The sequence below is a fragment of the Chitinophaga barathri genome (genome assembly GCF_003807585.1).
Classification (GTDB): Bacteria; Bacteroidota; Bacteroidia; order Chitinophagales; family Chitinophagaceae; genus Chitinophaga; species Chitinophaga barathri.
In genome coordinates this window covers 316,356-337,258 of sequence record NZ_RMBX01000008.1, presented here as the reverse complement: position 1 = coordinate 337,258, position 20,903 = coordinate 316,356, and the positions used below count along the sequence as shown (strand labels likewise).

The following is a 20,903-nucleotide window of genomic DNA, read 5'->3' as shown; positions in this document are numbered from 1 at the left end:
TTGTGCTCAATAAAAATCCCGCCGGTTCCGCTTGTTCCAAATCTTCAAAAGTATGTAAGCAAATAACACGCCACCCAGGTGCGCAAAGTGGGCCACGTTGTCCCCGCTGGAGTTTTTGAACCCGAGGAACAGCTCCATGAGTATATATCCGCCGATAAAATATTTTGCTTTGATGGGGAACGGAATGGGCAGAATAAAAAGGTAGCTGTTGGGAAAAAGGTATCCAAAGGCGAATAAGACACCGAATACCGCACCCGAGGCTCCAACTGTAGGGATATTGCGGTACAGCTCCACGAAATTGGAGAGGTACAGCCTGGCTCTGAACACCATGTCGCCGGATTCGGGAGGCATGGCGGACCAGGCATCCCGGAAGCTTTGCATCGGGTATTCCTTTGCACCTTCGGTAATTGTGAAATTCTCGAGCCCGTATTTGTCATAGATCTTCACAAAACTGTCAAACGAGGGATTCACATTAAAATCCTGGATGGCCGAAGTAAGCCGCACATTGTCAATAGTCAGTACGCCCAGGTGGCACAAAGCCGCGCCAATGCCGCAGACCATATAAAATATCAGGAAACGTTTAGGGCCCCATCGGTTTTCGAGGGTGGCGCCAAACATCCACAGGGCGAACATGTTAAAAAACAGGTGAGGAAAGCTGCCGTGCATGAACAGGTGGGTAATGATCTGATGCGGGCGGAAAAGATCGGAACCCCAGTAGTGCAGGCCGAACATTACATCGAGGTCCACCTGCAGAAGAGGTTTTAGAGAAACCTGTGCAAGGAAAACCAATCCGTTTATGATAAGGAGATTTTTGATCACGAGGGGCAACATCTCAAATCTCCCGGGCCTGAATTCACTCATTGCGTGTGTACTTAATCGTTATGGTTACTGTTACGTTTCTCTGCTTTTAATACCTGCGCTGCAGCAGCGCCACATTTTCAATATGATGGGTATGCGGGAACATGTCCACTGCCTGTACTTTTTCCACGGTGTATTTTTCGTTCAGCAAGGCAAGATCTCTTGCCTGGGTAGCCGGGTTACACGATACGTATACGATCCGGGGTGCCGCCACTTCCAGCAGTTTTGCCGTCAGTTTTTCGTGCATGCCCGCCCTGGGAGGATCTGTAATGATCACATCGGGTGCGCCGTGCGTTGCAAAAAATGCATCGTCGCAGATATTGATCACATCCCCTGCAAAAAACGTGGCGTTATTCACGCCATTGGCCGCCGCATTCTCCCGGGCATCGTCTATCGCCTCGCTGATGAGCTCTATCCCCACCACTTTGGCCGCCTGCCGGCTCACAAATATACCAATGCTGCCGGTTCCGCAATACAGGTCATACACGGTTTCCGTACCGGTAAGCCCCGCAAACTCCCGGGTAATCCGGTACAGGGCCTCGCCCTGGTAAGTGTTTGTCTGGAAAAATGATTTGGGGCCTATTTTAAAGATAAAGTCCTCCAGTTTTTCCTCCACATAGCCTTTCCCGTAGAACACGCGGGGCTCCAGGTCAAAGATACTGTCATTCTTTTTCGGATTGATGGTGTAAAGGAGGGTAGTGATGGCCGGAACCTTTTCCAGCAGGTGATTCAGCAGGGCTTCGCGTTCTCCTTTATCTTCATGGTGGATCACCAGGTTCACCATTACTTCGCCCGTGGTACAGATGCGCAGCACCAGGTTGCGCAGCCAGCCCGTTTGCTGCCGGATGTCGAAGAACGACAGCCCGCGCGCTTCCGCCCAGCTGCGGATGGTATTTTTAATAAGGTTGGCCGGCTCTTCCTGCAAATGGCAGGTTTGAATATCCAGCACCTTATCGAAAAGTTTGGGTATGTGAAACCCCAAAGCGTTGCGGCGGGGCCAGTCTTCCCCGGCGGCGCGTATTTCTTCGTCCGTCAGGTAGGCTTTATTGGAGAAAGTGAATTCGAGTTTGTTCCGGTAGCGCCTTGTTTCCTTCGCACCCAGGATAGGGGGCATGGAAGGCAGCTCGAGGTGACCGATGCGGCGCAGATGATCTTCCACCTGCTGCTGCTTGTAAGCCAGCTGTTTTTCATACGGCAGCATCTGCCATTTACAGCCTCCGCACAGCCCGAAGTGGTCGCAGAATGGAGTTACACGGTCAGGAGATTGGGTGTGGATGCGGATGGCCTTGCCTTCGGCCCAGTCTTTTTTACTTTTACTGAGCTTTACGTCCACCACATCGCCGGGCACCACGCCGCCTTCAATAAAAACAACTTTACCGTCTACCCGCGCCAATGCCTTGCCTTCAGCAGCATAAGCGGTTACGGGCACATTTTCCAGAACAACATTTTTTTTCCTCACGGGTGCAAAGGTAGGACGGTTTTAGTTACTTTTATTGCACCTATGCAAAAACTGCTATATCTTCTTATTTGCTGCCTTGGTGGCGCTTCCGCCCTGCATGGACAGGGTTATAATATCTCCGTACAGCTGAAAGGATACACCGGCGGAACCGTATACCTGGGTCATTATATGGGGAAAACCACCTATGTGATGGACTCCGCGCAGCTCAGCCCGGCCGGCACAGCCGTATTGAAAGGGCCTGAAACCCAGCCCGGGGGGATTTACCTGGTCGTATTGCCGGGCAAACAAAGGTATTTTGAAATACTGCTTGATAAGATCCAGACCTTTTCGATCGTAGCCGATACGGCGAACCTGATCACAGGCACTGAATACCGCAATTCGCCGGACAATGCCATGTTCAGCGCATATAATAAGTTTATTGCCCAAAACTCGGCGGAGATCCAGCAGAAGCTGGGCGAGGCCCGCAACGCGGAAGATTCCGCCAAAGTGCGGCCGCTCATGGAATCGTTCAGCAAACAATTGAACGAGTACCGGGCCAAAGTAGTAACGGAGCAACCACAATCCTTATTGGCAAGCATTTTCAAAGCCATGCGCGAGCCGGTCATCCCAGATATGCCCAAAAAAGCGGACGGCTCCCTTGACTCCACCTACCCTTACCGCGTATATAAAAGCAATTACTGGAAAGATGTGAACCTGGCGGATGGCAGGCTGGCGCGCACGCCCGTGCTGGAAACCCGCCTGGAACGGTACTTCAACCAGCTGGTGGCGCCCGTGCCGGATTCCGCGATCGTGGATGCGGACGCGGTTATCGCCAAAACAAAAAAGGACAAAGAAAGCTTCAAGTTTGTATTGTGGTGGATCACGCGTAATTATGAAAACTCTTCCATCATGGGAATGGACGCGGTGTTTGTGCACCTCGTGGAGAAATATTACATGAAAGGGGACGCTTACTGGCTGAGCGAAGAACAGAAAAACAAGATCGTTGAGCGGGCGGTGACCATCGCGCCGAACCTGATCGGGCAGCAGGCCGCGCAGCTGGTATTGCAGGACACGGCCTCCAAACGCGCCTCGCTGTACGATATCAAATCAAAATATACCGTAGTGGTGTTCTGGGACCCCACCTGCGGGCATTGTATCACGGAGGTGCCTAAACTGGATTCCGCATTCAACGCCAGCTGGAAGAAAAAAGGGGTGGTGATGTACGGTGTAAGGACGGACGGCACCAAAGATGAGTGGACAAAGTTCATCAAAGAAAAACATCTCAACGGCTGGATACATGCCTGGGACCCGGAGTACAAAAGCAATTACCGCAAGTTCTACGATGTGTATGCCACACCGGTAGTTTATCTGCTGGATGAACATAAAAAGATACTCGCAAAACGCCTTGGCGTAACACAATTAGATGAATTCCTTCAACGTGAATTAAACGGAAAACCACAGCAGTAGCCCTTACAAATTATTCATTTTCAACATGATAGGAATGTCAATTTGCCCTTTGGCACGTTCTTTGGATTTGGTACGTCATCACCAAAACTAAGGTTATGACGAAAAAGATTGTTCTCTCATGTATGGCTATCGGTTTATCCGTAGCTGCAATGGCGCAGGTCAGAGTAGGTGTAAAAGGCGGTTGGAACATCGCTAATGTTACCAACACCAACAGCGGCGGTGTAGACAACAGCCGCTCCTTAAATTCTTTCCATGTAGGCGCTATCGCGGATTTTCCGCTTTCTGAAATAATCTCTATCCAGCCGGGGGTATTTTATACCGGCAAAGGGGCTAAGATAGAAGAAGGAGAAGCCGGCAGTGCTGTTTATTACAAAACAACCACTAACCCCCAATACATCGAAATTCCCGTAAACTTCGTAGGTAAAATCCCCGTAGGGCAGAACACCAGGATCTTCCTTGGCGCAGGCCCCTATGCGGCATTTGGCGTAGCCGGCAAAAACAAGTATGAAACGACTATCGCGGGTGTGCACACCAGTGGGGAGTCCAATATCAAATGGGATGACGATACCCCGTTGAACGCCGGCGACCCCAACCAGGGTTTTGACAAATACAAACGTTTTGACTACGGTGGCAACCTGCTGGCCGGTGTTGAATTCAGCAACTTCCTGGTATCCGCACAGTATGGTATGGGCTTCGGTAAACTGTATTCCGGTTCGGACGACAGCCGTGACGACAAGAGTAAAAACCGTGTGTGGAGTTTCTCCGTAGGTTATCTTTTTGGAGGCACGAAGTAAACAATTTTGCCCGAAGAGAGTTTTTTATAGGGACACCATTTCATCCTAATGCATATATATATTTTTAAAAACAAAAACAGAACATGAAAAAAGCACTCTTATCCGTTGCTGCCTTGCTGATTGCCGGCGCTACGTTTGCCCAGACAAAATTCGGGATTGTAGCAGGCCCCAGCTGGTCAAGTTATACTGAAAAAGTTGGCGGAGATAAGGAGACCAGTGATCTTCTGACAGGATTCAGAGCCGGTATTACGGCGGATCTTCAGCTGGCAGATGAATTTTACATCCAACCGAGCCTGTTGTATACCGGCAAAGGCGGTAAGGACGAAATACTTGGTTTTGACACCAGGCTCCGCATTAATTACCTTGAGCTGCCCATCAACTTCATGTATAAACCCGAAGTGGGCAACGGCAACCTGTTTATTGGCCTTGGACCTTACCTTGCTGTCGGCTTAAGCGGTAAAAATAAAACCGTGTTAGGCAACAATTTGGTGGAGAACGACATTGAATTTGGAGACGAAATCGACGAAATAAAGAGATTTGACGCCGGTGCAAACTTCCAGGTAGGTTATGAACTGCCCATGGGCCTCAACTTTGGTTTGTTCACAGACCTTGGCCTGATTAACCTCCGTGGCAACGGGGACAGCGACAATTCCTTCCGGAACACCGCTTTTGGCGTGAACGTAGGATATAAGTTCGGCGGACAATAAACCGCATTTCATCGCAACTATCGGATAGACCGGTGGGTTATGCATAAAGGTTAACCTGAATGCATTTCCCGCCGGTTTTTTTTATGCCCATGGATGAACAATACGGCACACTTCAATGTTAATTTTCTCGCCGTGATCCATGAATACCGACAGCTCAGTGTTAATTTCCGATGAATCCCACCATTTCATTTCCAACAGATTGTGAATTTGAGGAAGTTTGCAGTATGTTTGCGCCGCATATTTTAAGAATGCGAGAGACTGATTGTGTAAGAGCGCTTAATATACCCCGTTGCTTTCTCCAATAGCTCAAGGATCCCCTGTAAAAAAATCATTTTATGAGAACTATTGCCTTGTTGCTTGTGGTCTTACTCGGCTGTATTATCCCGGCATCTTCACAGGTCAGCCTGGGTATCCGTACCGGCTATACGGCATCAAACATGTATATTTCGGGCGAAGCGCCGGGAGATCTTGCCAGTTCCCATAGTTCTATGGAGACGTTTCATGGCTGGCACCTGGAGTTATTGATAAACGTTCCCCTTGCCCCCGGTCTTTATTTCCAGCCCGGTTTCCGTTACGTCACCAAAGGCACGGGCCTGAAAGAAACCACCGATCCCAAAGCCGGGCTTTCCGGGGTGTATATGCCCCGGGGAAACAGCCTCAGGCTGAATTACCTGGAAATGCCGCTGAACGTCGTGTATAAATACCCGTTAGGAAAAGGCCGGATCACCGCGGGCCTTGGCCCTTACATCGCACTGGGGCTGAACGGCACTTATACTTACAACATCATGCAGGACGGGCGCACCCTCACAAAACACTCAAAGGACGTACAGTTCACCCGCAAAGACAATGACAACCTCGCCGTATTGAGAATGCATCCCTGGGATGCGGGGGCTAACTTTGCGGTAGGATACGAATTCGAAAACGGCCTGATGCTGGGAGCCAACTACAGCCTGGGCATGACGGACAACGACCGCAGCGAGTTCACTTCCAGCAAAAACAGGTATGTGGGCCTCACCCTCGGATTTCTTTTCAGCAGGGAAGATTACTGATAACTACCTTTTACTTCAGCCTTCATACCATTTTACCATTTCTTCTCCTATAGTGACCCTATAGCGATCTTATAGCGATCCTATACCGATCGTATAGGATGGGGTTCAGGAAATTTCATCACCACTTTCTGCTTCTATCGGGGCATGGCTTTGATATGTCCTTACCAGGGGGCTTTAACTCCCCTCTAGCCGGCCTCTTATCTCCCTCAAACCTTTATCTTACCGGCCTCTCTTCCCCCTGTAACAGGGGTGTAAAAGCGGGGTAAAAGCGTTCTAACCCCGTTGACGCAGCGTCAGGATGGAGGTAAAAAGCAATTAAGATGATGAGAGTACCGGGGCCGTGGGAGTTCAAAATATAACGTCAAAAAAATGCCGTCTCGTTATTGGAGGCGGCTTTTTTTTGATGCCAATAGGGGTAAGTTATTTTACCCGCGTCATAATATCAGCAATACATCACCAATAAGTTCTAAACAAAGGTGTGACAGTTATAGGGAAATTATACCATTGCGTGTCAACGCAATGGTTTTTTTATGTGTTTGCGGGAAAGATGCCTAGATCACCGCGGAAACCACCTGCTGGATCACATGCGGTTTGCCCAGCGTGTAATAGTGCAGTACGGGAGAGCCGGCGGCTTTCAGTTCTTTGGACTGCTGTATCAGCCATTCGGTGCCTACAATTTCCACGTCCTTGTCCGTCTTGCATTTCAGTACTTCCGTAGCCAGGTCTTCCGGCATATCCACATGGAAAGTACGGGGGAGTATGGTAAGCTGCTTACGGGTGGTAAGCGGTTTCAGGCCCGGGATAATGGGGACAGTGATACCGTTCTCGCGGCATTTTGCCACGAAGTCGAAGAATTTTTTGTTGTCGAAGAACATCTGGGTGACGATATAATCGGCTCCGCCCTCTACTTTTTTCCGGAGGTAAGCCATATCTGTCTGGAGGTTGGGGGCTTCGAAGTGTTTTTCGGGATAGCCGGCCACGCCGATGCAGAACTTGGTTTTGATACCGCCCATCAGGTCGTCTTCCAGGTAAATGCCGTTATTCATGTTCAGCACCTGCTGAAGCAGCTCCTGCGCATAACGGTGGCCGTTGGGATGAGCTTCAAAGAAGGTCTCGTTTTTGGGCGCATCCCCGCGCAGCACCAGTACATTGTCTATACCGAGGAAATTGAGGTCGATAAGGGCGTTTTCCGTCTCTTCCTTGCTAAACCCGCCACAGATGAGGTGGGGCACGGCGTCGATCTGGTAATGGTTCATGATGGCGGCGCAAATGCCTACGGTACCGGGGCGCTTGCGGATCTCCACCTTGTCGAATGAGCCATCCGCGCGTTTCTTGAACATATGTTCGCTACGGTGATAGGTCACATTGATGTAAGAAGGCTTGAACTCCATCAGCGGGTCCAGGTGGTCATAAATAGATTCAATGCTTTTACCTTTCAGGGGTGGCAGGATTTCGAAGGAGATTAAAGTTCCCTGTGCCTGCTTAATATGTTCCGTAACTTTCATATATGGAGTTATCTTTAGAAAACCTCGCAAAAATAATATATCCCCTACTATTTATCTAATAGCAAATAAATGGTTAAAATAATTTATCTGAGCGGGTGAAACCGTTGTCCATTCGCCGATTTTATTATTTTTGCTAAGATTCAACTTATGGCATTAAGAATACATACGCAGCAACTGGTTAAGCGTTACCGGACCAGGACCGTGGTAAATCACGTGTCGGTGGAGGTTACGCAGGGTGAGATCGTGGGCCTCCTGGGGCCCAACGGGGCGGGTAAAACCACCACGTTCTACATGGTGGTAGGTCTTATTAAGCCCGACGAAGGGGAAGTTTTCCTCAATGATCTGAATATTACCAAGCTGCCTATGTACAAACGTGCGCAGATGGGGATAGGCTACCTGCCGCAGGAAGCCAGCGTATTCAGGAAACTGAGCGTGGAAGACAATATTGCCGCCGTGCTGGAAATGACGAAGCTGAAAAAGGCGGAACAAAAAGAAAAACTGGAGACGTTGCTCAGCGAATTCCGCCTGCAGCACGTACGGAAAAGCCCCGGGGACGTACTCAGCGGCGGCGAACGCCGCAGAACGGAGATCGCCCGCGCCCTGGCCGTAGACCCGAAGTTCATCCTGCTGGATGAGCCCTTTGCCGGCATCGACCCCATTGCGGTGGAAGATATCCAGGGCATCGTAGCCAAACTCAAATACCGTAATATCGGCATCCTCATCACAGACCATAACGTGCAGGAAACCCTTTCCATCACAGACAGGGCGTATTTATTGTTTGAAGGCAAAATCCTCAAGGCCGGCACCGCTGAAGAACTGGCAGAAGACGAACAGGTTAGAAAAGTGTATCTTGGCCAGAATTTCGTTCTTCGCAGGAAAGATTACCTGGACGAAGCAGCTAAACAATAATCACTATCAAACCCTAGTTAAAACCTGGTATGAAGATTTTAAGTCCAGCGCTGTCACAACTAGCCAGATTAAGGATGGGGCGCATCGAGCACTTTATGCAATACCCGCTGCAGGTTCAGCAGCAGGTGTTCCAAAACCTGCTCAGCGCGGCCCAGTACACCGAATTTGGCAAACAGTACGGCTTTTCCAATATTTTTAAAGTAGACGAGTTCAAACAAAGGGTGCCGGTACACAACTATGAATCCATCAAACCTTATATCCAGCGCGTGATGGAAGGCGAGCAGAACGTGATCTGGAACACACCCATCAAATGGTTCGCCAAAAGCAGCGGCACCACGGCAGACAAAAGCAAGTTCATCCCCGTATCCGTGGAAAGCCTTGATGAATGCCACTACCGCGCCGGCCGCGACGTTTTTTCCCTTTATTATAACAACTTCCCTGACTCAGACGTGCTCACCGGCAAATCGCTGGTGATCGGCGGCAGCCACCAGGTGAATAAACTGTCCGCGGACAGCGACAGCTATTTTGGCGACCTGAGCGCCGTGATGCTGCAAAACATGCCTTTTTACGGCAACCTCGTACGCACCCCCGATCTTTCCATCGCCCTGATGGACGAATGGGAAGAGAAGATCGAACGCATGGCGCAGGCCGTGATCCATGAAAACGTCACTTCCATAGCCGGTGTGCCCACCTGGACCATCGTGCTCATCAAACGTATATTTGAACTGACCGGCACGGACAACCTCGCGGAAGTCTGGCCCAACCTCGAAGTGTACATGCACGGCGGGGTGAGCTTCACGCCTTACCGCGAGCAGTTCAAACGCCTGATCCGCAAGCCGGGTATGAATTACCTGGAATCCTACAACGCATCCGAAGGATTTTTTGCCGCGCAGGACGTGATCGGCGAAGAAGGCCTGCTGCTGTTCCTGAACCATGGCATATTCTACGAATTCATGCCCATGGAGGAATATGGCAAGGAATTCCCCCGCACGCTGCAGCTCCACGAAGTGGAAGCCGGCAAAAACTACGCGCTCATCATCAGTACAAACGGCGGCCTGTGGCGTTACCTCGTGGGCGATACCATACAATTCGTGTCCATGGCGCCTTACCGCATACGCGTGAGCGGCAGGACGAAATCTTTTATCAATGCTTTCGGCGAAGAGCTGATCGTGGACAATACAGATAAAGCCATCGCGCAGGCCTGCGAAGCTACCGGCGCGATCGTGAATGACTATACCGCGGCGCCGATCTACTTCAGCGAAACCGGGAACGGCGGCCATGAATGGCTGATCGAATTTGAACAGCAGCCGGCCAACCTGGAGCAGTTCATTACCGTATTGGATGGAACGCTGAAGTCCATCAATTCGGATTATGAAGCCAAACGCCATAAAGATATGGCGCTGTGCCGCCCCACCATTCACGTAATGGCGCAGGGCACTTTCACCGAATGGCTGAAAAGCAAAGGAAAACTAGGCGGGCAGCATAAAGTTCCGCGTTTGAATAACGAAAGGAATGTACTGGAGGAAATTCTCCGGTTTGTCGGAAAACACTAGGCGGAGGGATAATTTCTATTAACTTCGTCCATCATACTAAAGCTAAAACCTATCAGACAAAAATGAAATTACTTAACAACAAAGTAGCCATCGTAACGGGAGCCAGCCGCGGAATTGGTGAGGCTATTGCGCTGAAATTCGCAGAAGAAGGCGCCAATGTTGCTTTTACTTATGTGAGTTCGGATGAAAAAGCAAAAGCCCTGGAAGCCAGGCTGATCGAAAAAGGCGTGAAAGCAAAAGCTTACAAAAGCAATGCCGGCATATTTGAGGACTGCGAAGCGCTGGTGAACGATGTGGTGAAAGAGTTTGGTACAGTAGATATCTGTGTGAACAACGCGGGTATTTCAAAAGATAACCTGCTGCTGCGCATGAGCCAGGAGCAATGGGATGAAGTGATGGATGTGAACCTGAAAAGTGTGTTCAATATGACCAAACTGGTGATGCGCCCGATGATGAAAGCCAAAAGCGGCAGCATCATCAACATGAGCTCTATCATCGGTATGAAAGGCAACGCCGGCCAGAGCAGCTACGCCGCTTCCAAAGCCGGTATCATCGGTTTCTCCAAATCCATCGCCCAGGAAATAGGCAGCCGGAACATCCGTGTGAATGCCGTAGCCCCGGGTTTCGTGGAAACGGACATGACCCATTACCTGAAAGACGGCGAAGGCGCTAAAGTTTACCTGGACAAAATTCCCCTGGGTAAATTCGGCTCCCCGGAAGACATTGCGAACGTATGCCTCTTCCTCGCATCCGATCTGTCCGCTTACGTAACCGGCCAGGTACTCAGCGTTTGCGGTGGATTAAATACCTGATCTTTTTTCGACTGAAAATAAAAGAAGGCCATCTCATCTGAGATGGCCTTCTTTATAATAGGATTTTAACATTTCTTATCCTATATCACTCGTATATCTTGCCTATATCTATCCTATATGCTCCGTATATCCTGGGCTTATGTGAATAAAGTACCGGTTTAGAATTTTTTCCCCGCAACCTCCACCCGGAAGGTTTCGATACATTTCCTGTCCTGCAGGGTTACAAACACGGTTTTACCGTCTTTCCCGCCAAACACAAGATTGCTGCATGATTTGCCTTTCAGCGGGATTTCCCGCAACTGTTCCCCCGACGGAGAAAGCACTACGATCGTGCCTTTGCCGTAACGGGTCAGGTAAAGATTACCTGTTTTGTCGCATTTCATGCCATCAAACCCGTGATCCGGGAATTCAGCGAAGAGCCGTTTATTGGAGATATTGCCCTGCGCGTCCACATCAAATTTCCAGACCTTGCGCTGCGCGCTTTCATTCACATAAAGGGTCTTTTCGTCCGGGCTCAGCTCGATGCCGTTTGTAGTGCCCATGTCCGCCGCCAGCAGCGTCACTTTCCCGCCTTTGTCCACGCGCCAGAGCTGGCCGGTGCTTTTTTTCCAGTTGGGATCCGAAGCAAAAACCTGGTCCTTGCTGTTGATGCAAAGGTCGTTTGGCTGGCTGAACCGATCGGAATGAGCATATACGGAGATCTTCCGTGTTTTCATATCCACCTTCAGCACGTTGTGCCCTTTGAAATCCGCCAGCAGCATGTCTCCTTTGGAGGTAAACTGGATGCTGTTCGCAATGCTGCTGTCCGGCAGGGTGACGAACACTTCGCCGCTTCCGTCTTTGGTACTGATCCTGCCAATGGTGCCGTCTTTGAGGAAGTTCACCACATAAAGATTGCCCGCCTTGTCAAAGTTCGGGCCTTCGATATTGGTGGAGAACATATTTTCTTTGGTCAGGTCTTTGGCGGTGTACAGCGGTTCCTGGGCGCAGGCGGTAGCCGTGGCAAGTAGCAGCAGGGCGGAGGGTATACGTTTCATTCCGGGAAATTAATTTTTTTCGTCGAAAAAGTTAAATGCCCCTAATTTGCAGCCCGTATGATTCACGTATCAGATATAAAAGACCTGGAAAGGCTCACGATCCATAAAGTGGGAAATGCGTCCAATGAAGACCCCTTGGTGCTGTCGCAGCAGCCGCTGGAGCTGAAGGACGAAACCATCGGCAACCTGCTGCTGAGTTATTTCATCCAGCCGTTCACCAACAACGCCGAGTATTTTCGCTTCACCCACGATGCGGACCTGCACCTGAACGAGGTTTTTAAATATTGCAGCCTCATTTTCGGGGATAAGGAAAGTTTCCAGGAGCAATCCGTCAACATCGCCAAACATCTTTATAAAGTGTCCACCCACCCGAAGATCAAGGGCGGGGAACTGTATATCGTTCATTTTTCTCAATGCCAGGTGGATGGGGAAGATGTGGAAGCCATCGGCATATTCAAGTCCGAGAACCGCGATACCTACCTGAAAGTATTCCTCAGCGACGAAAACTACGAGCTGAACTACGACGACGGTATCAATATCAACAAGCTGGATAAAGGCTGCCTCGTGTTCAACATCGGGCAGGAAGACGGCTACAAGGTGAGTATCGTGGACAGCAACAGCAAAAATGAAGCGGTGTACTGGAAAGACGCGTTCCTCCAGGTGGAGCGGAAGGCCGACAGTTATCACCAGACGGAAACGATGGTGACGCTTTGCCAGCAGTTCATCCAGCAAAAGCTGCCCGAGGAGTTTGAAATGAACCGCGTGGATCAGATCGACCTGTTAAAAAAATCCGCGACCTATTTCAAGGAAAAGGAACAGTTCCAGATGGATGAATTCGCGGAAGAAGTGCTGGGTCACCCGGATGCGGTGGATGCTTTCCGCAATTACCGCGAAAACTTCCGCGACGAAATACCTGATGAATTTGATATCTCCAACCCGGCCGTAAAAAAGCAGCAAAAGTTCTTCAAGAGCATTCTCAAGCTGGACAAGAACTTCCACGTATATGTACATGGCAACCGTGAAATGATCGAGCGGGGGTATGACGAAGAACGGAATATGAATTATTACAAGCTCTATTTCCAGGACGAAAAGTAGGATCAGTAATTCAGTTGCCGGTGCATTTTTTCAAGATCATGCATGGCTTCCAGGATTTGTTTGTCGTACCTGTTGCGGCCTTCGTGGAGGGTTTGGTAGTTCCAGGTGAAAAGCTGTTTGCGGGTGTTGTACAGCTTGCGCAGCAGCTTGTTCTGTTGTTTTGAATCAATGCTGAGCGAGAGCCTGTCGATCTCATCCATGATGCGGAGGTTCTCATCCATGTAATAAATGGAGTAGTTCTTCAGCCATTTCATTCTTTCTTCATCGTTCCGGGCGTGATATACCCCCGAGGCCAGGATATAATTCTCGTCCAGCCTGGCCCGTTTGGCCATATAATCCGTCACATCCCTGGGCAGCAGCACATACACCGCTGAAATGATGACCAGCATTAACGCTGTGGCCAAGGCCGTGCTGCGCACCATTACACTGCGGGTGGCATTTTTCTGAAGACCGGCATAAAGCAGCTGAGCCAGCAGCATGCCCGCCAGCAGCCCGCCGATATGCGAGGCATGGTCGAAGTTGGTGGAAAGGAAGATGGTGGAAAAACTCAGTACGATATAAAGCCCGATGCTGGTGAGCAGCGCCCTTCTTTCGCCTGGTTCCAGGAAATGATGCAGGGATAAGGTAAGAATGAAACCGAACAGGCCGAACACCGCGCCGGACGCGCCGAGGGTGGGCGTGATGTCGTACCACCAGAGGCTGCTGAGGCTGGCCATGATGCCGCATAAGATATACACCAGCAGGAACCGCCAGCGGCCGAGCAAGGGCTCCAGGTAGATGCCGCAGACCATGATGCCATACATGTTGAAGAAAAGGTGAAGTACGTCCGCATGCAAAAACGATGATGTAACCAGCCGCCAGGGCTCGCCGAAAAGCGTCAGCGGTTTGAAGCTGGCGCCGGCCCGCTCCAGTACGTCCTGGTGGGGCGCCCAGCCGCTGCTTTCCGGGAAGAGCCATTTATTGGTGAGCAGTAAAAAGATAAATACGTTCAGTACGATGATGATAGGCGTAATAAAATAACCCTTTACCGGCCTGAATACCTGCATGAAACCGGCTACCACCGGCCTGCTGCGTGTGAGATGGATTGTTTCGCCTTCCGGGCGGATGCGGTGCTGCCGTTCTTCGTATACCGTTGTTAAAGTTTCCCCGGGAGTTTCCGCTGCAATTGCAGCAACAGCTTTCAGCAGGCGTTTAATATTCTGCCTGTTCCTGCCGAAATCCAGCACCTGTACGCCGGTGGAGACGCTGAACAGGTTGATCTCTTCAGGGGTAAAACGGATGCTCACCTGCTCGTTCCAGGAGCGGAGGCTGAAATTGGTAAATGCGGTGATACTGTTGGACGTTACTTCGCTGAGCTGCCAGCCCATTTTTTCCACGGCCAGCCAGAAAATAACAAGCTGTTCCGCGGCGCTGCGGTTTTCAAGGAAGTAGGTGGTGCCGTATCGGGGAGGAAATCCGATCATGATGGGATAATAAACGTAGAGACGCTACAAAGAGCGCCTCTACTATATACGGTACAATAACAGTTTTATTGTTTGTTATCCGGTTGTTTATTGTCTGGTTTCCGCGGGGGGCGGTTCCGGTTCTGGTTGCGCTGGCCGCCTCCACCACCTTGCTGTGGCGGTTTGGGTCCGCCTTCGCGCGGTTCGCGGGGATTCTGCTCGCCGCCTTGTGGCCTTGGTCCGCCTTCCCTGGGCTCACGTGGTTTCTGATCTCCACGGGGCTGGTTTTCGTTGCGGGGCGGGCGCTGTTCCCTCGGTTCACGGGGCTTTTGTTCGCCGCGTGGCTCGCCGCTTCTTTCGCCGCGGGGCTTCTGGTCACCGCGCTGCTCGCGTGGTTTCTGGTCGCCGCGTGGTTTTTGTTCCTGTCTTGGAGGACGGTCGCCTTGCGGGCGCTGCTCCTTTTGAGGGCGTGCCTGCTGCTGGCCTTGCGGTGCGCCACCGGACTGCCCGGGCTGCTGCTGGTTGCCGCCGCCTTTAGGTTTGTCCTTCTGGTGATGTTCTTTATGTTTTTCCTTCGTTTTCTGTTTACGTTTCTGCGAAGCTTTTTCCAGCGAGCGGAGGCTGATCTGGCCCACGACGTCCGCAAACCCGAGGTCCACGTCTTTGTTGGGTTTGGAGGTCACCACCTCAACGGCTTTCAACTCTTCCGGCTTGACGCCCTGCCTGTTCAGCTGGCGTATTTCCTTCACGCGGGTGATGGTAAGCGGGTATTGTTTATTGCTGTTGTCGTAGGAATACCACATGAGGTTCTTGAAAATGTCGCGCTTTTGCAGGGTTGCATTGCCGCCGGCAGTTTCAATCATATCGCAGTCGTCCGGGAAGTCTTTCAGGGCGTCCAGGTAGGTATCCAGTTCGTAGTTGAGGCAGCATTTGAGGCGGCCGCACTGACCGGATAATTTGGCCTGGTTGATAGAAAGGTTCTGATATCTTGCCGCGGTAGTGTTCACAGATTTAAAATCCGTGAGCCAGGTGGAGCAGCAAAGCTCGCGGCCGCAACTGCCGATACCACCCACTTTCCCGGCTTCCTGGCGGGCGCCGATCTGGCGCATTTCCACCTTCACCCTGAATTCGGAGGCATATATCTTGATCAGTTCACGGAAATCGACACGGTCATCAGCCGTATAAAAGAAGGTAGCCTTACGGCCGTCCGCCTGGATCTCCACTTCTGCAAGCTTCATTTCCAGGCCTATGCTGCGGGCGATCGCCCTGGCTTTAATAAGTGCTTCGGTCTCGCGTTTTTTGTTATCGGACATGCGGTTCATGTCTTCAGTGGAGGCGCGGCGCAGGAGTTTTTTCACTTCGGGAGTATCTTCCACCCGTCGTTTTTTCATCTGCAACTTTACCAGTTCCCCGGTAAGGTTCACCATCCCCACGTCAAAACCGCTGACCCCTTCCACAGCCACCATTTCGCCCTTCTCGAAAAGCTGTTTGGTGGAGTTTCTGAAGAAATCTTTGCGACTACCGTTATTAAAACTTACTTCTATGATGTCAAATGGTGCTAAACTATCAGTCAAGGGAATGTTGGACAGCCAGTCAAATACGTTCAACCTGTTACAACCTCCGCTGCTGCAACCTCCATTACTCTTGCATCCCGCCGGCTTCCCATCCGCACCCGTACCACATCCGGCACAAGCCATATTATTTTGGTTTATTATTTTAAAAAATAGTCATTCCTGCAATCCCAAGTCACTAAAAGTACATATTTACTTCCAGATTCACAAAGACGTACAGGGAAATAAGGGCCAAAGGTACGGTAAATAGTTGACAGCTATACCGGCAGAGGCCGGCCCTTAAAGATGTACTGGAGCCTTATAGACAGCGCATGGAAGAGTATTTTACCATTCGCGTTCCGTTCGATATGGTAATAAGCATTGTCCAGTTCTTCGGTGATCTGCTCCATCTGACCAAGATTCGCCAGCTTCCTGAGTTTCTCCGCAAAGTCCACCTCTTCGTCCGAAAAGGCCAGCTGGCTGCGGTCCATGTACTGCACACGCAGGCTATGCTCCAGCACGTTGATAAAATACCGGAGGAACTGCTTTTGGTTCTCGCGGCCCATTTTGGCGCTGGCAATATGCTCCACCCAATCCTGCAGGCCCTGCCTGTTTTGCATAAAAATGCAATTCAACCAGGTACGCAACAATTCATGATAATCGTTTTCGGCATGTTGCAGCAATTGCAAAGCCTCCCGGTAATTGCCCGAGGCAATGGTTGCAATCTGCCTGGCCCGGGGCTCAGGCACCTGGTTGCGTTCCTTCAGCGCATCCACGACCTCCTGTTTGGAAAGCGGGTTGATCCTGACCAGCTGGGTGCGGGAAAGGATGGTGGCCAGTATCTGCTCCTGGTTTTCCGCCACGAGGATAAAAATGGTATTGGCCGGCGGCTCCTCGATCAGTTTCAACAGGCGGTTGCCCTCGTTGCCGAGGTATTCCGGCATCCACATGAGCAGGATCTTGTAATCGCTTTCAAAACTTTTGAGGTTCAGCTTGCGGATGATGTCGGAACATTCGTGGGCGGTGATGTTGCCCTGTTTATTTTCCGCGCCGATGAACTGCAGCCAGTCATAGGCATTACCATAGGGCTGCTGCGCGATGTATTCCCGCCATTCCGTGATGTAATCCGTGCTCACGGGTTTGTCTCCGGGCTTGCGGGGGATTACGGGATAAGAGAAGTGAATATCCGGGTGAATATACTGTGCTGCTTTTTTGCAGGCGGAGCATTGCCCGCAGGCGTCCTGCGGCTGGCGGTCTTCGCAGACGAGATATTGTGCGAACGCCAGCCCGACGGGTAACCCGCCGGCGCCTTCCGGGGCCAGCAGTATCATGGCGTGGCTGAGGCGGTTCTGTTCCACGGCGTGCAGCAACTGGTGCCTCGCCGCTTCCTGCCCTATGATATCAGTGAAAAACATAGCCGTAAAAATACAGCATTATTATTGGATGGACAGAAAACACACTTTGCTGAAACCGCCGTGCATTTTCATCGCGGGATTCACGGTTTCCACATAGTAGGACCCTGAAATAGTGCGGTTTATCACGTCTACTTCGAAGATGGTGATGGAGGAAGTATCGGTGGTGAGGAACTTGTAATCCTTTCCGTTTTTAACTCCCAGCACTACTTTGCCGGATGAGGCATTCACCTGGCGGGTGGAAAAGAGATAACTGCCGGTATGCAGGCTATCGTGCTGAAGGCCCGCACTGTTGTACCCGGCATCCGCCACGTTCAATACGACCCTTACACTGTCTTTAAAATATGCCTCTATGCTCAGGAGTTTTAAGTTCTGATTGCGTAACATGTTGGCACTAAGTAGTTTAAGGGAATTAACACCGTTGCTGTCCGCCAGGTTAAAAGCAGCTTTTTCACAATTCAGCAATGCCGCGGGATCGTAATCGGAGCAGGCTGAAAACAATAAAACACTGCAGCCAATGGCTGTAAAAAGTTTCAGTAGAATTTTACGCATATCCGGTTAGTGTTTTTCTATCGCTTCGATCACTTCCGGCGAAGAAGGCTGTGTGCGGGGCTTAAAAACAGCCACCAGCTCACCTTTCTCATTCAGAAGATACTTCTGGAAGTTCCAGGTCACTTCTTCGGGAGATAATTGTTTGGCCTTACTTTCGGCTATCAGCCACTGATACAGGGGATGAATGTCCGAGCCCTTTACGGAAACTTTGGCCGCCATCGGGAAAGTCACCGCATATTCTTTCGAACAGAATGCCTTGATCTCTTCATTGGAGCCCGGCTCCTGTCCGCCGAAGTTATTGGCGGGGAACCCTATGATGACCAGTTTGCCCTTGTATTTTTTATATAATTTTTCCAGCTCGGCGTATTGCGGGGTGTTGCCGCACATAGAAGCCGTATTCACGATAAGGATCTTTTTCCCTTTGTATTTTGAAAAATCAATTTTGCCTCCTTCCAGCGCATCAACTTTAAAGTCGTACACATTGCCAAAAGCAAAGGAGAAAAAAATGGAGAGCAGTGCTAATTTGAACATGATCTGGATATTTGGAGTATGAGCGGTTTGAATATGATTACCAGGACATAAAGATAGCTATCCTGACGGAATTTGAAAGTGAACTTACTATTTCCCCTGCTGCAGATAATTTTCCAGCGGCAGGCGGTTTGTGAGGGAGCGGGCCAGCGTCATCTCGTCCGCATATTCCAGCTCTCCGCCGAAGGCGATGCCTCTCGCTATCGTGGTGATTTTCACGGGGTAATCCTTTAGTTTTTTCGACAGGTAATAGATGGTGGTGTCTCCTTCGATGGTGGGGCTGAGGGCCATGATGACTTCTTCCACGCCCTGCTGCTGCACTCTTTCCACGAGCGAGTGGATCTGCAACTGGTCCGGCCCGATGCCGTCAATGGGGGAGATGATGCCTCCCAGTACATGATACACGCCGTTGAACTGCTGGGTATTTTCGATGGCGATCACATCGCGGATGCTTTCCACCACGCACACCACCTGGTTGTTACGGGAAGCGTTTGCGCAGATGCTGCAGGTATCTTCGTCGGACACATTGTGGCAATACCGGCAGAATTTGATCTGGCGGCGCATACGGGCGATCGTTTCAGAAAACAGCTCTACCTGTGCTGTATCCTGCTTCAACAGGTGCAGCACCAGCCTCAGAGCGGTTTTTTTACCGACGCCCGGCAGCCTTGCAAATTCATTTACGGCATTTTCAATCAATGCAGAGGAGAAGATCATTATGCAAAATTACGGATAAAGGCTATAGTTTGACCGATGGGCTTACCGTCCAGTTCTTTTTGATGTTGATAGGGTCCTTGAACGAAAATACGGTTTCGGGCTGCTTCCTGGGCACACCGTAATAGACGCCCGTATCCCAGGCGCCGTTTTTATTCCGGTCCACGATCACCCTGATCTGGTATTCACCCGGCTGTATCAGGCCTTTTTCCCATTTGCCGTTGCTGATCACGCCGGAATATTTGATCTCCGTGCCTGAAACCAGCTGTATCACAAACTGGTAGCTGGTATCCTCGGCGGGGAGCACGTTCCGGGCGCTGTCGCTCACGGTAAGGGCTATTTTAACGGTACCGTAGTCATCCAGGTCTTTGGCCTCGAAGGTAACAGTGTCCGTTTTGGCGGTCTGAAGGCCGGAGGTGTCTGTGGCAAAACCGGCGGGAAGAATGAGTTCGTAAGGTTTGCCGGGTTTCCAGCTGTAAACGAGCTTATACGCTTTTGCGGTTGTATCGGCCTGGTGGAGGGTGAAAGCTACTTTTTTGCGTGTGGTGTCCTCATACAGCCCTATCTGCGCGGAATCGAGGCTGCGGATGGGGAAATTGAAGGTCATGGTGAGAGAGTCGCCCAGTTCCTGCTGGCCCCCGTTGAGGTCAAAACCAACCTGCAAACGCGGTTTGCGGGGCTTTTTATCCTTGTCCTTTTCCGGCGGGGCCTGGGTCACTTCCGGCTCTTCTTCCAGCTTTACGGTATCTATTTCGTTGAACAGCGCCAGGTTCATGTCGGACATGTTTTCGCTCAGCCTTACCAGGCTGTCCGAAAATGCGATCAGCTCCTCCGGCTGCGTATATTGGTAATCCCGGTCTTCTTCTTTTAACGCAAAAAGCCGGTAGGTGCCGGGTTTCAGGTTCCTGAAGCGGTAACTGCCGTCGCCTTTGGTTTTGGAGAGGTACAGCGGTTTTTCCTTGGACACTACGGAATCTTCGAGGTTTCCGTACAGCATCACCGCCACGTTACTGTCCGGTTTGCCCGTTTCGGCGATCAGCACCTTGCCCGTCAGCTGGAGGGAGTCCATATAGGAGCCGGTGGACACCACGTACTGGAAATCCTCGATAGGATTACGCTCGTTCACGTCCTTTATGGCGTCGCCGAAGTTAAAGGTGTAAGTAGTATTGGGCTGAAGGGAATCCTTGATCTCCAGGGTCACCACGCGAAGTTTGGCGGTGATCACCGGGGTCCGTTTCATGGTAGGGGACACAATGAGCTTTTCGATCACATTGTCCAGTTCCACGAACTCATTGAAATGGAAAACAACCTTGTTCGAGTTGAAATTCAGTGTGGAATCCAAGGGGGAAACATTGACCAGCCTGGGCGGCAGGGTGTCCCTTGAGCCGCCTCCCGGAGGTACGATATTCGCGCATTGGGTAAAAAAGCTGCACAAAGCCAATACGATCAGTGAGCCTATCCAGCCCCGCATGTTCTGATTCATG

19 protein-coding genes are annotated in these 20,903 nt (G+C 50.8%); 8 read left to right on the top strand and 11 right to left on the bottom strand.

Annotated features, from left to right (window positions below):
- Positions 1 to 6: 6 nt before the first annotated feature.
- Both EG028_RS16540 and rlmD read right to left on the bottom strand, forming a co-directional pair.
- Positions 7 to 747: a rhomboid family intramembrane serine protease gene (locus EG028_RS16540; protein WP_241559160.1), complete on the bottom strand. Its 741-nt coding sequence runs from the start codon at positions 745 to 747 to the stop codon at positions 7 to 9.
- Between the two features lie 160 nt (positions 748 to 907).
- Entirely contained in the window at positions 908 to 2,317 is a 1,410-nt protein-coding gene (rlmD, locus tag EG028_RS16535) for a 23S rRNA (uracil(1939)-C(5))-methyltransferase RlmD (RefSeq protein WP_120517656.1), read from the bottom strand.
- 42 nt (positions 2,318 to 2,359) lie between these two features.
- Here rlmD and EG028_RS16530 point away from each other — a divergent pair, with 42 nt between their 5' ends.
- The 4 genes from EG028_RS16530 to EG028_RS16515 all read left to right on the top strand — a co-directional run bounded on the left by EG028_RS16530 (position 2,360) and on the right by EG028_RS16515 (position 6,313).
- Positions 2,360 to 3,763, top strand: a complete 1,404-nt coding sequence (locus EG028_RS16530) for a TlpA family protein disulfide reductase (RefSeq protein WP_120517655.1) — start codon at positions 2,360 to 2,362, stop codon at positions 3,761 to 3,763.
- 95 nt (positions 3,764 to 3,858) lie between these two features.
- Positions 3,859 to 4,557 (top strand): porin family protein, encoded by a 699-nt coding sequence (locus EG028_RS16525; protein WP_120517654.1) that lies wholly within the window; start codon positions 3,859 to 3,861, stop codon positions 4,555 to 4,557.
- Positions 4,558 to 4,640: 83 nt separating this feature from the next.
- The gene (locus EG028_RS16520) at positions 4,641 to 5,264 is read left to right on the top strand and encodes a porin family protein (protein ID WP_120517653.1); all 624 of its coding nucleotides are present in this window, start codon (positions 4,641 to 4,643) and stop codon (positions 5,262 to 5,264) included.
- A 335-nt stretch (positions 5,265 to 5,599) separates the two neighbouring features.
- The gene (locus tag EG028_RS16515; RefSeq protein ID WP_120517652.1) at positions 5,600 to 6,313 is read left to right on the top strand and encodes a porin family protein; all 714 of its coding nucleotides are present in this window, start codon (positions 5,600 to 5,602) and stop codon (positions 6,311 to 6,313) included.
- 551 nt (positions 6,314 to 6,864) lie between these two features.
- On the opposite strand, the gene EG028_RS16510 is transcribed toward EG028_RS16515, so the two are convergent.
- Positions 6,865 to 7,818 (bottom strand): methylenetetrahydrofolate reductase, encoded by a 954-nt coding sequence (locus EG028_RS16510; RefSeq protein WP_120517651.1) that lies wholly within the window; start codon positions 7,816 to 7,818, stop codon positions 6,865 to 6,867.
- Positions 7,819 to 7,965: 147 nt separating this feature from the next.
- On the opposite strand from EG028_RS16510, the gene lptB reads away from it, so the two are divergent.
- From lptB to fabG, 3 genes are all read left to right on the top strand, one after another.
- Positions 7,966 to 8,727, top strand: coding sequence for an LPS export ABC transporter ATP-binding protein (gene lptB / locus EG028_RS16505; RefSeq protein WP_120517650.1), 762 nt, complete (start codon positions 7,966 to 7,968; stop codon positions 8,725 to 8,727).
- A gap of 29 nt (positions 8,728 to 8,756) precedes the next feature.
- Positions 8,757 to 10,280, top strand: a complete 1,524-nt coding sequence (locus EG028_RS16500; RefSeq protein ID WP_120517649.1) for a GH3 auxin-responsive promoter family protein — start codon at positions 8,757 to 8,759, stop codon at positions 10,278 to 10,280.
- A gap of 62 nt (positions 10,281 to 10,342) precedes the next feature.
- Positions 10,343 to 11,092 carry a 3-oxoacyl-[acyl-carrier-protein] reductase gene (gene fabG / locus EG028_RS16495; RefSeq protein ID WP_120517648.1) on the top strand — a complete coding sequence of 250 codons (750 nt, stop codon included), beginning with the start codon at positions 10,343 to 10,345 and terminating at the stop codon, positions 11,090 to 11,092.
- Between the two features lie 158 nt (positions 11,093 to 11,250).
- Here fabG and EG028_RS16490 read toward each other — a convergent pair whose 3' ends face one another.
- A complete protein-coding gene (locus EG028_RS16490) occupies positions 11,251 to 12,129 on the bottom strand; it encodes an SMP-30/gluconolactonase/LRE family protein (RefSeq protein WP_120517647.1) in 879 nt (292 codons plus the stop codon).
- 57 nt (positions 12,130 to 12,186) lie between these two features.
- Here EG028_RS16490 and EG028_RS16485 point away from each other — a divergent pair, with 57 nt between their 5' ends.
- Positions 12,187 to 13,224 (top strand): nucleoid-associated protein, encoded by a 1,038-nt coding sequence (locus EG028_RS16485; RefSeq protein ID WP_120517646.1) that lies wholly within the window; start codon positions 12,187 to 12,189, stop codon positions 13,222 to 13,224.
- Between the two features lie 2 nt (positions 13,225 to 13,226).
- Here EG028_RS16485 and EG028_RS16480 read toward each other — a convergent pair whose 3' ends face one another.
- The 7 genes from EG028_RS16480 to EG028_RS16450 all read right to left on the bottom strand — a co-directional run bounded on the left by EG028_RS16480 (position 13,227) and on the right by EG028_RS16450 (position 20,902).
- Positions 13,227 to 14,687, bottom strand: a complete 1,461-nt coding sequence (locus tag EG028_RS16480; RefSeq protein WP_120517645.1) for a rhomboid family intramembrane serine protease — start codon at positions 14,685 to 14,687, stop codon at positions 13,227 to 13,229.
- 65 nt (positions 14,688 to 14,752) lie between these two features.
- Positions 14,753 to 16,240 (bottom strand): PSP1 domain-containing protein, encoded by a 1,488-nt coding sequence (gene ricT / locus EG028_RS16475; RefSeq protein ID WP_241559159.1) that lies wholly within the window; start codon positions 16,238 to 16,240, stop codon positions 14,753 to 14,755.
- 254 nt (positions 16,241 to 16,494) lie between these two features.
- Positions 16,495 to 17,631, bottom strand: coding sequence for a DNA polymerase III subunit (locus EG028_RS16470; RefSeq protein ID WP_120517643.1), 1,137 nt, complete (start codon positions 17,629 to 17,631; stop codon positions 16,495 to 16,497).
- Positions 17,632 to 17,652: 21 nt separating this feature from the next.
- Complete coding sequence (locus tag EG028_RS16465; RefSeq protein WP_123864692.1) at positions 17,653 to 18,180, bottom strand: hypothetical protein; 528 nt, start codon at positions 18,178 to 18,180, stop codon at positions 17,653 to 17,655.
- A gap of 6 nt (positions 18,181 to 18,186) precedes the next feature.
- Entirely contained in the window at positions 18,187 to 18,711 is a 525-nt protein-coding gene (locus EG028_RS16460; RefSeq protein ID WP_120517641.1) for a glutathione peroxidase, read from the bottom strand.
- A gap of 87 nt (positions 18,712 to 18,798) precedes the next feature.
- Complete coding sequence (gene recR / locus EG028_RS16455; RefSeq protein WP_120517640.1) at positions 18,799 to 19,422, bottom strand: recombination mediator RecR; 624 nt, start codon at positions 19,420 to 19,422, stop codon at positions 18,799 to 18,801.
- 22 nt (positions 19,423 to 19,444) lie between these two features.
- Complete coding sequence (locus EG028_RS16450; protein WP_120517639.1) at positions 19,445 to 20,902, bottom strand: Ig-like domain-containing protein; 1,458 nt, start codon at positions 20,900 to 20,902, stop codon at positions 19,445 to 19,447.
- Between the last annotated feature and the right edge of the window lies 1 nt (position 20,903).

Coding starts and splice junctions, on each gene's coding strand:
- EG028_RS16530 (WP_120517655.1), top strand. CDS start 2,360: ATGCAAAAACTGCTATATCTTCTTATTTGCTGCCTTGGTGGCGCTTCC.
- EG028_RS16525 (WP_120517654.1), top strand. CDS start 3,859: ATGACGAAAAAGATTGTTCTCTCATGTATGGCTATCGGTTTATCCGTA.
- EG028_RS16520 (WP_120517653.1), top strand. CDS start 4,641: ATGAAAAAAGCACTCTTATCCGTTGCTGCCTTGCTGATTGCCGGCGCT.
- EG028_RS16515 (WP_120517652.1), top strand. CDS start 5,600: ATGAGAACTATTGCCTTGTTGCTTGTGGTCTTACTCGGCTGTATTATC.
- EG028_RS16510 (WP_120517651.1), bottom strand. CDS start 7,818: ATGAAAGTTACGGAACATATTAAGCAGGCACAGGGAACTTTAATCTCC.
- lptB (WP_120517650.1), top strand. CDS start 7,966: ATGGCATTAAGAATACATACGCAGCAACTGGTTAAGCGTTACCGGACC.
- EG028_RS16500 (WP_120517649.1), top strand. CDS start 8,757: ATGAAGATTTTAAGTCCAGCGCTGTCACAACTAGCCAGATTAAGGATG.
- fabG (WP_120517648.1), top strand. CDS start 10,343: ATGAAATTACTTAACAACAAAGTAGCCATCGTAACGGGAGCCAGCCGC.
- EG028_RS16490 (WP_120517647.1), bottom strand. CDS start 12,129: ATGAAACGTATACCCTCCGCCCTGCTGCTACTTGCCACGGCTACCGCC.
- EG028_RS16485 (WP_120517646.1), top strand. CDS start 12,187: ATGATTCACGTATCAGATATAAAAGACCTGGAAAGGCTCACGATCCAT.
- EG028_RS16480 (WP_120517645.1), bottom strand. CDS start 14,687: ATGATCGGATTTCCTCCCCGATACGGCACCACCTACTTCCTTGAAAAC.
- EG028_RS16470 (WP_120517643.1), bottom strand. CDS start 17,631: ATGTTTTTCACTGATATCATAGGGCAGGAAGCGGCGAGGCACCAGTTG.
- EG028_RS16465 (WP_123864692.1), bottom strand. CDS start 18,180: ATGCGTAAAATTCTACTGAAACTTTTTACAGCCATTGGCTGCAGTGTT.
- EG028_RS16460 (WP_120517641.1), bottom strand. CDS start 18,711: ATGTTCAAATTAGCACTGCTCTCCATTTTTTTCTCCTTTGCTTTTGGC.
- recR (WP_120517640.1), bottom strand. CDS start 19,422: ATGATCTTCTCCTCTGCATTGATTGAAAATGCCGTAAATGAATTTGCA.
- EG028_RS16450 (WP_120517639.1), bottom strand. CDS start 20,902: ATGAATCAGAACATGCGGGGCTGGATAGGCTCACTGATCGTATTGGCT.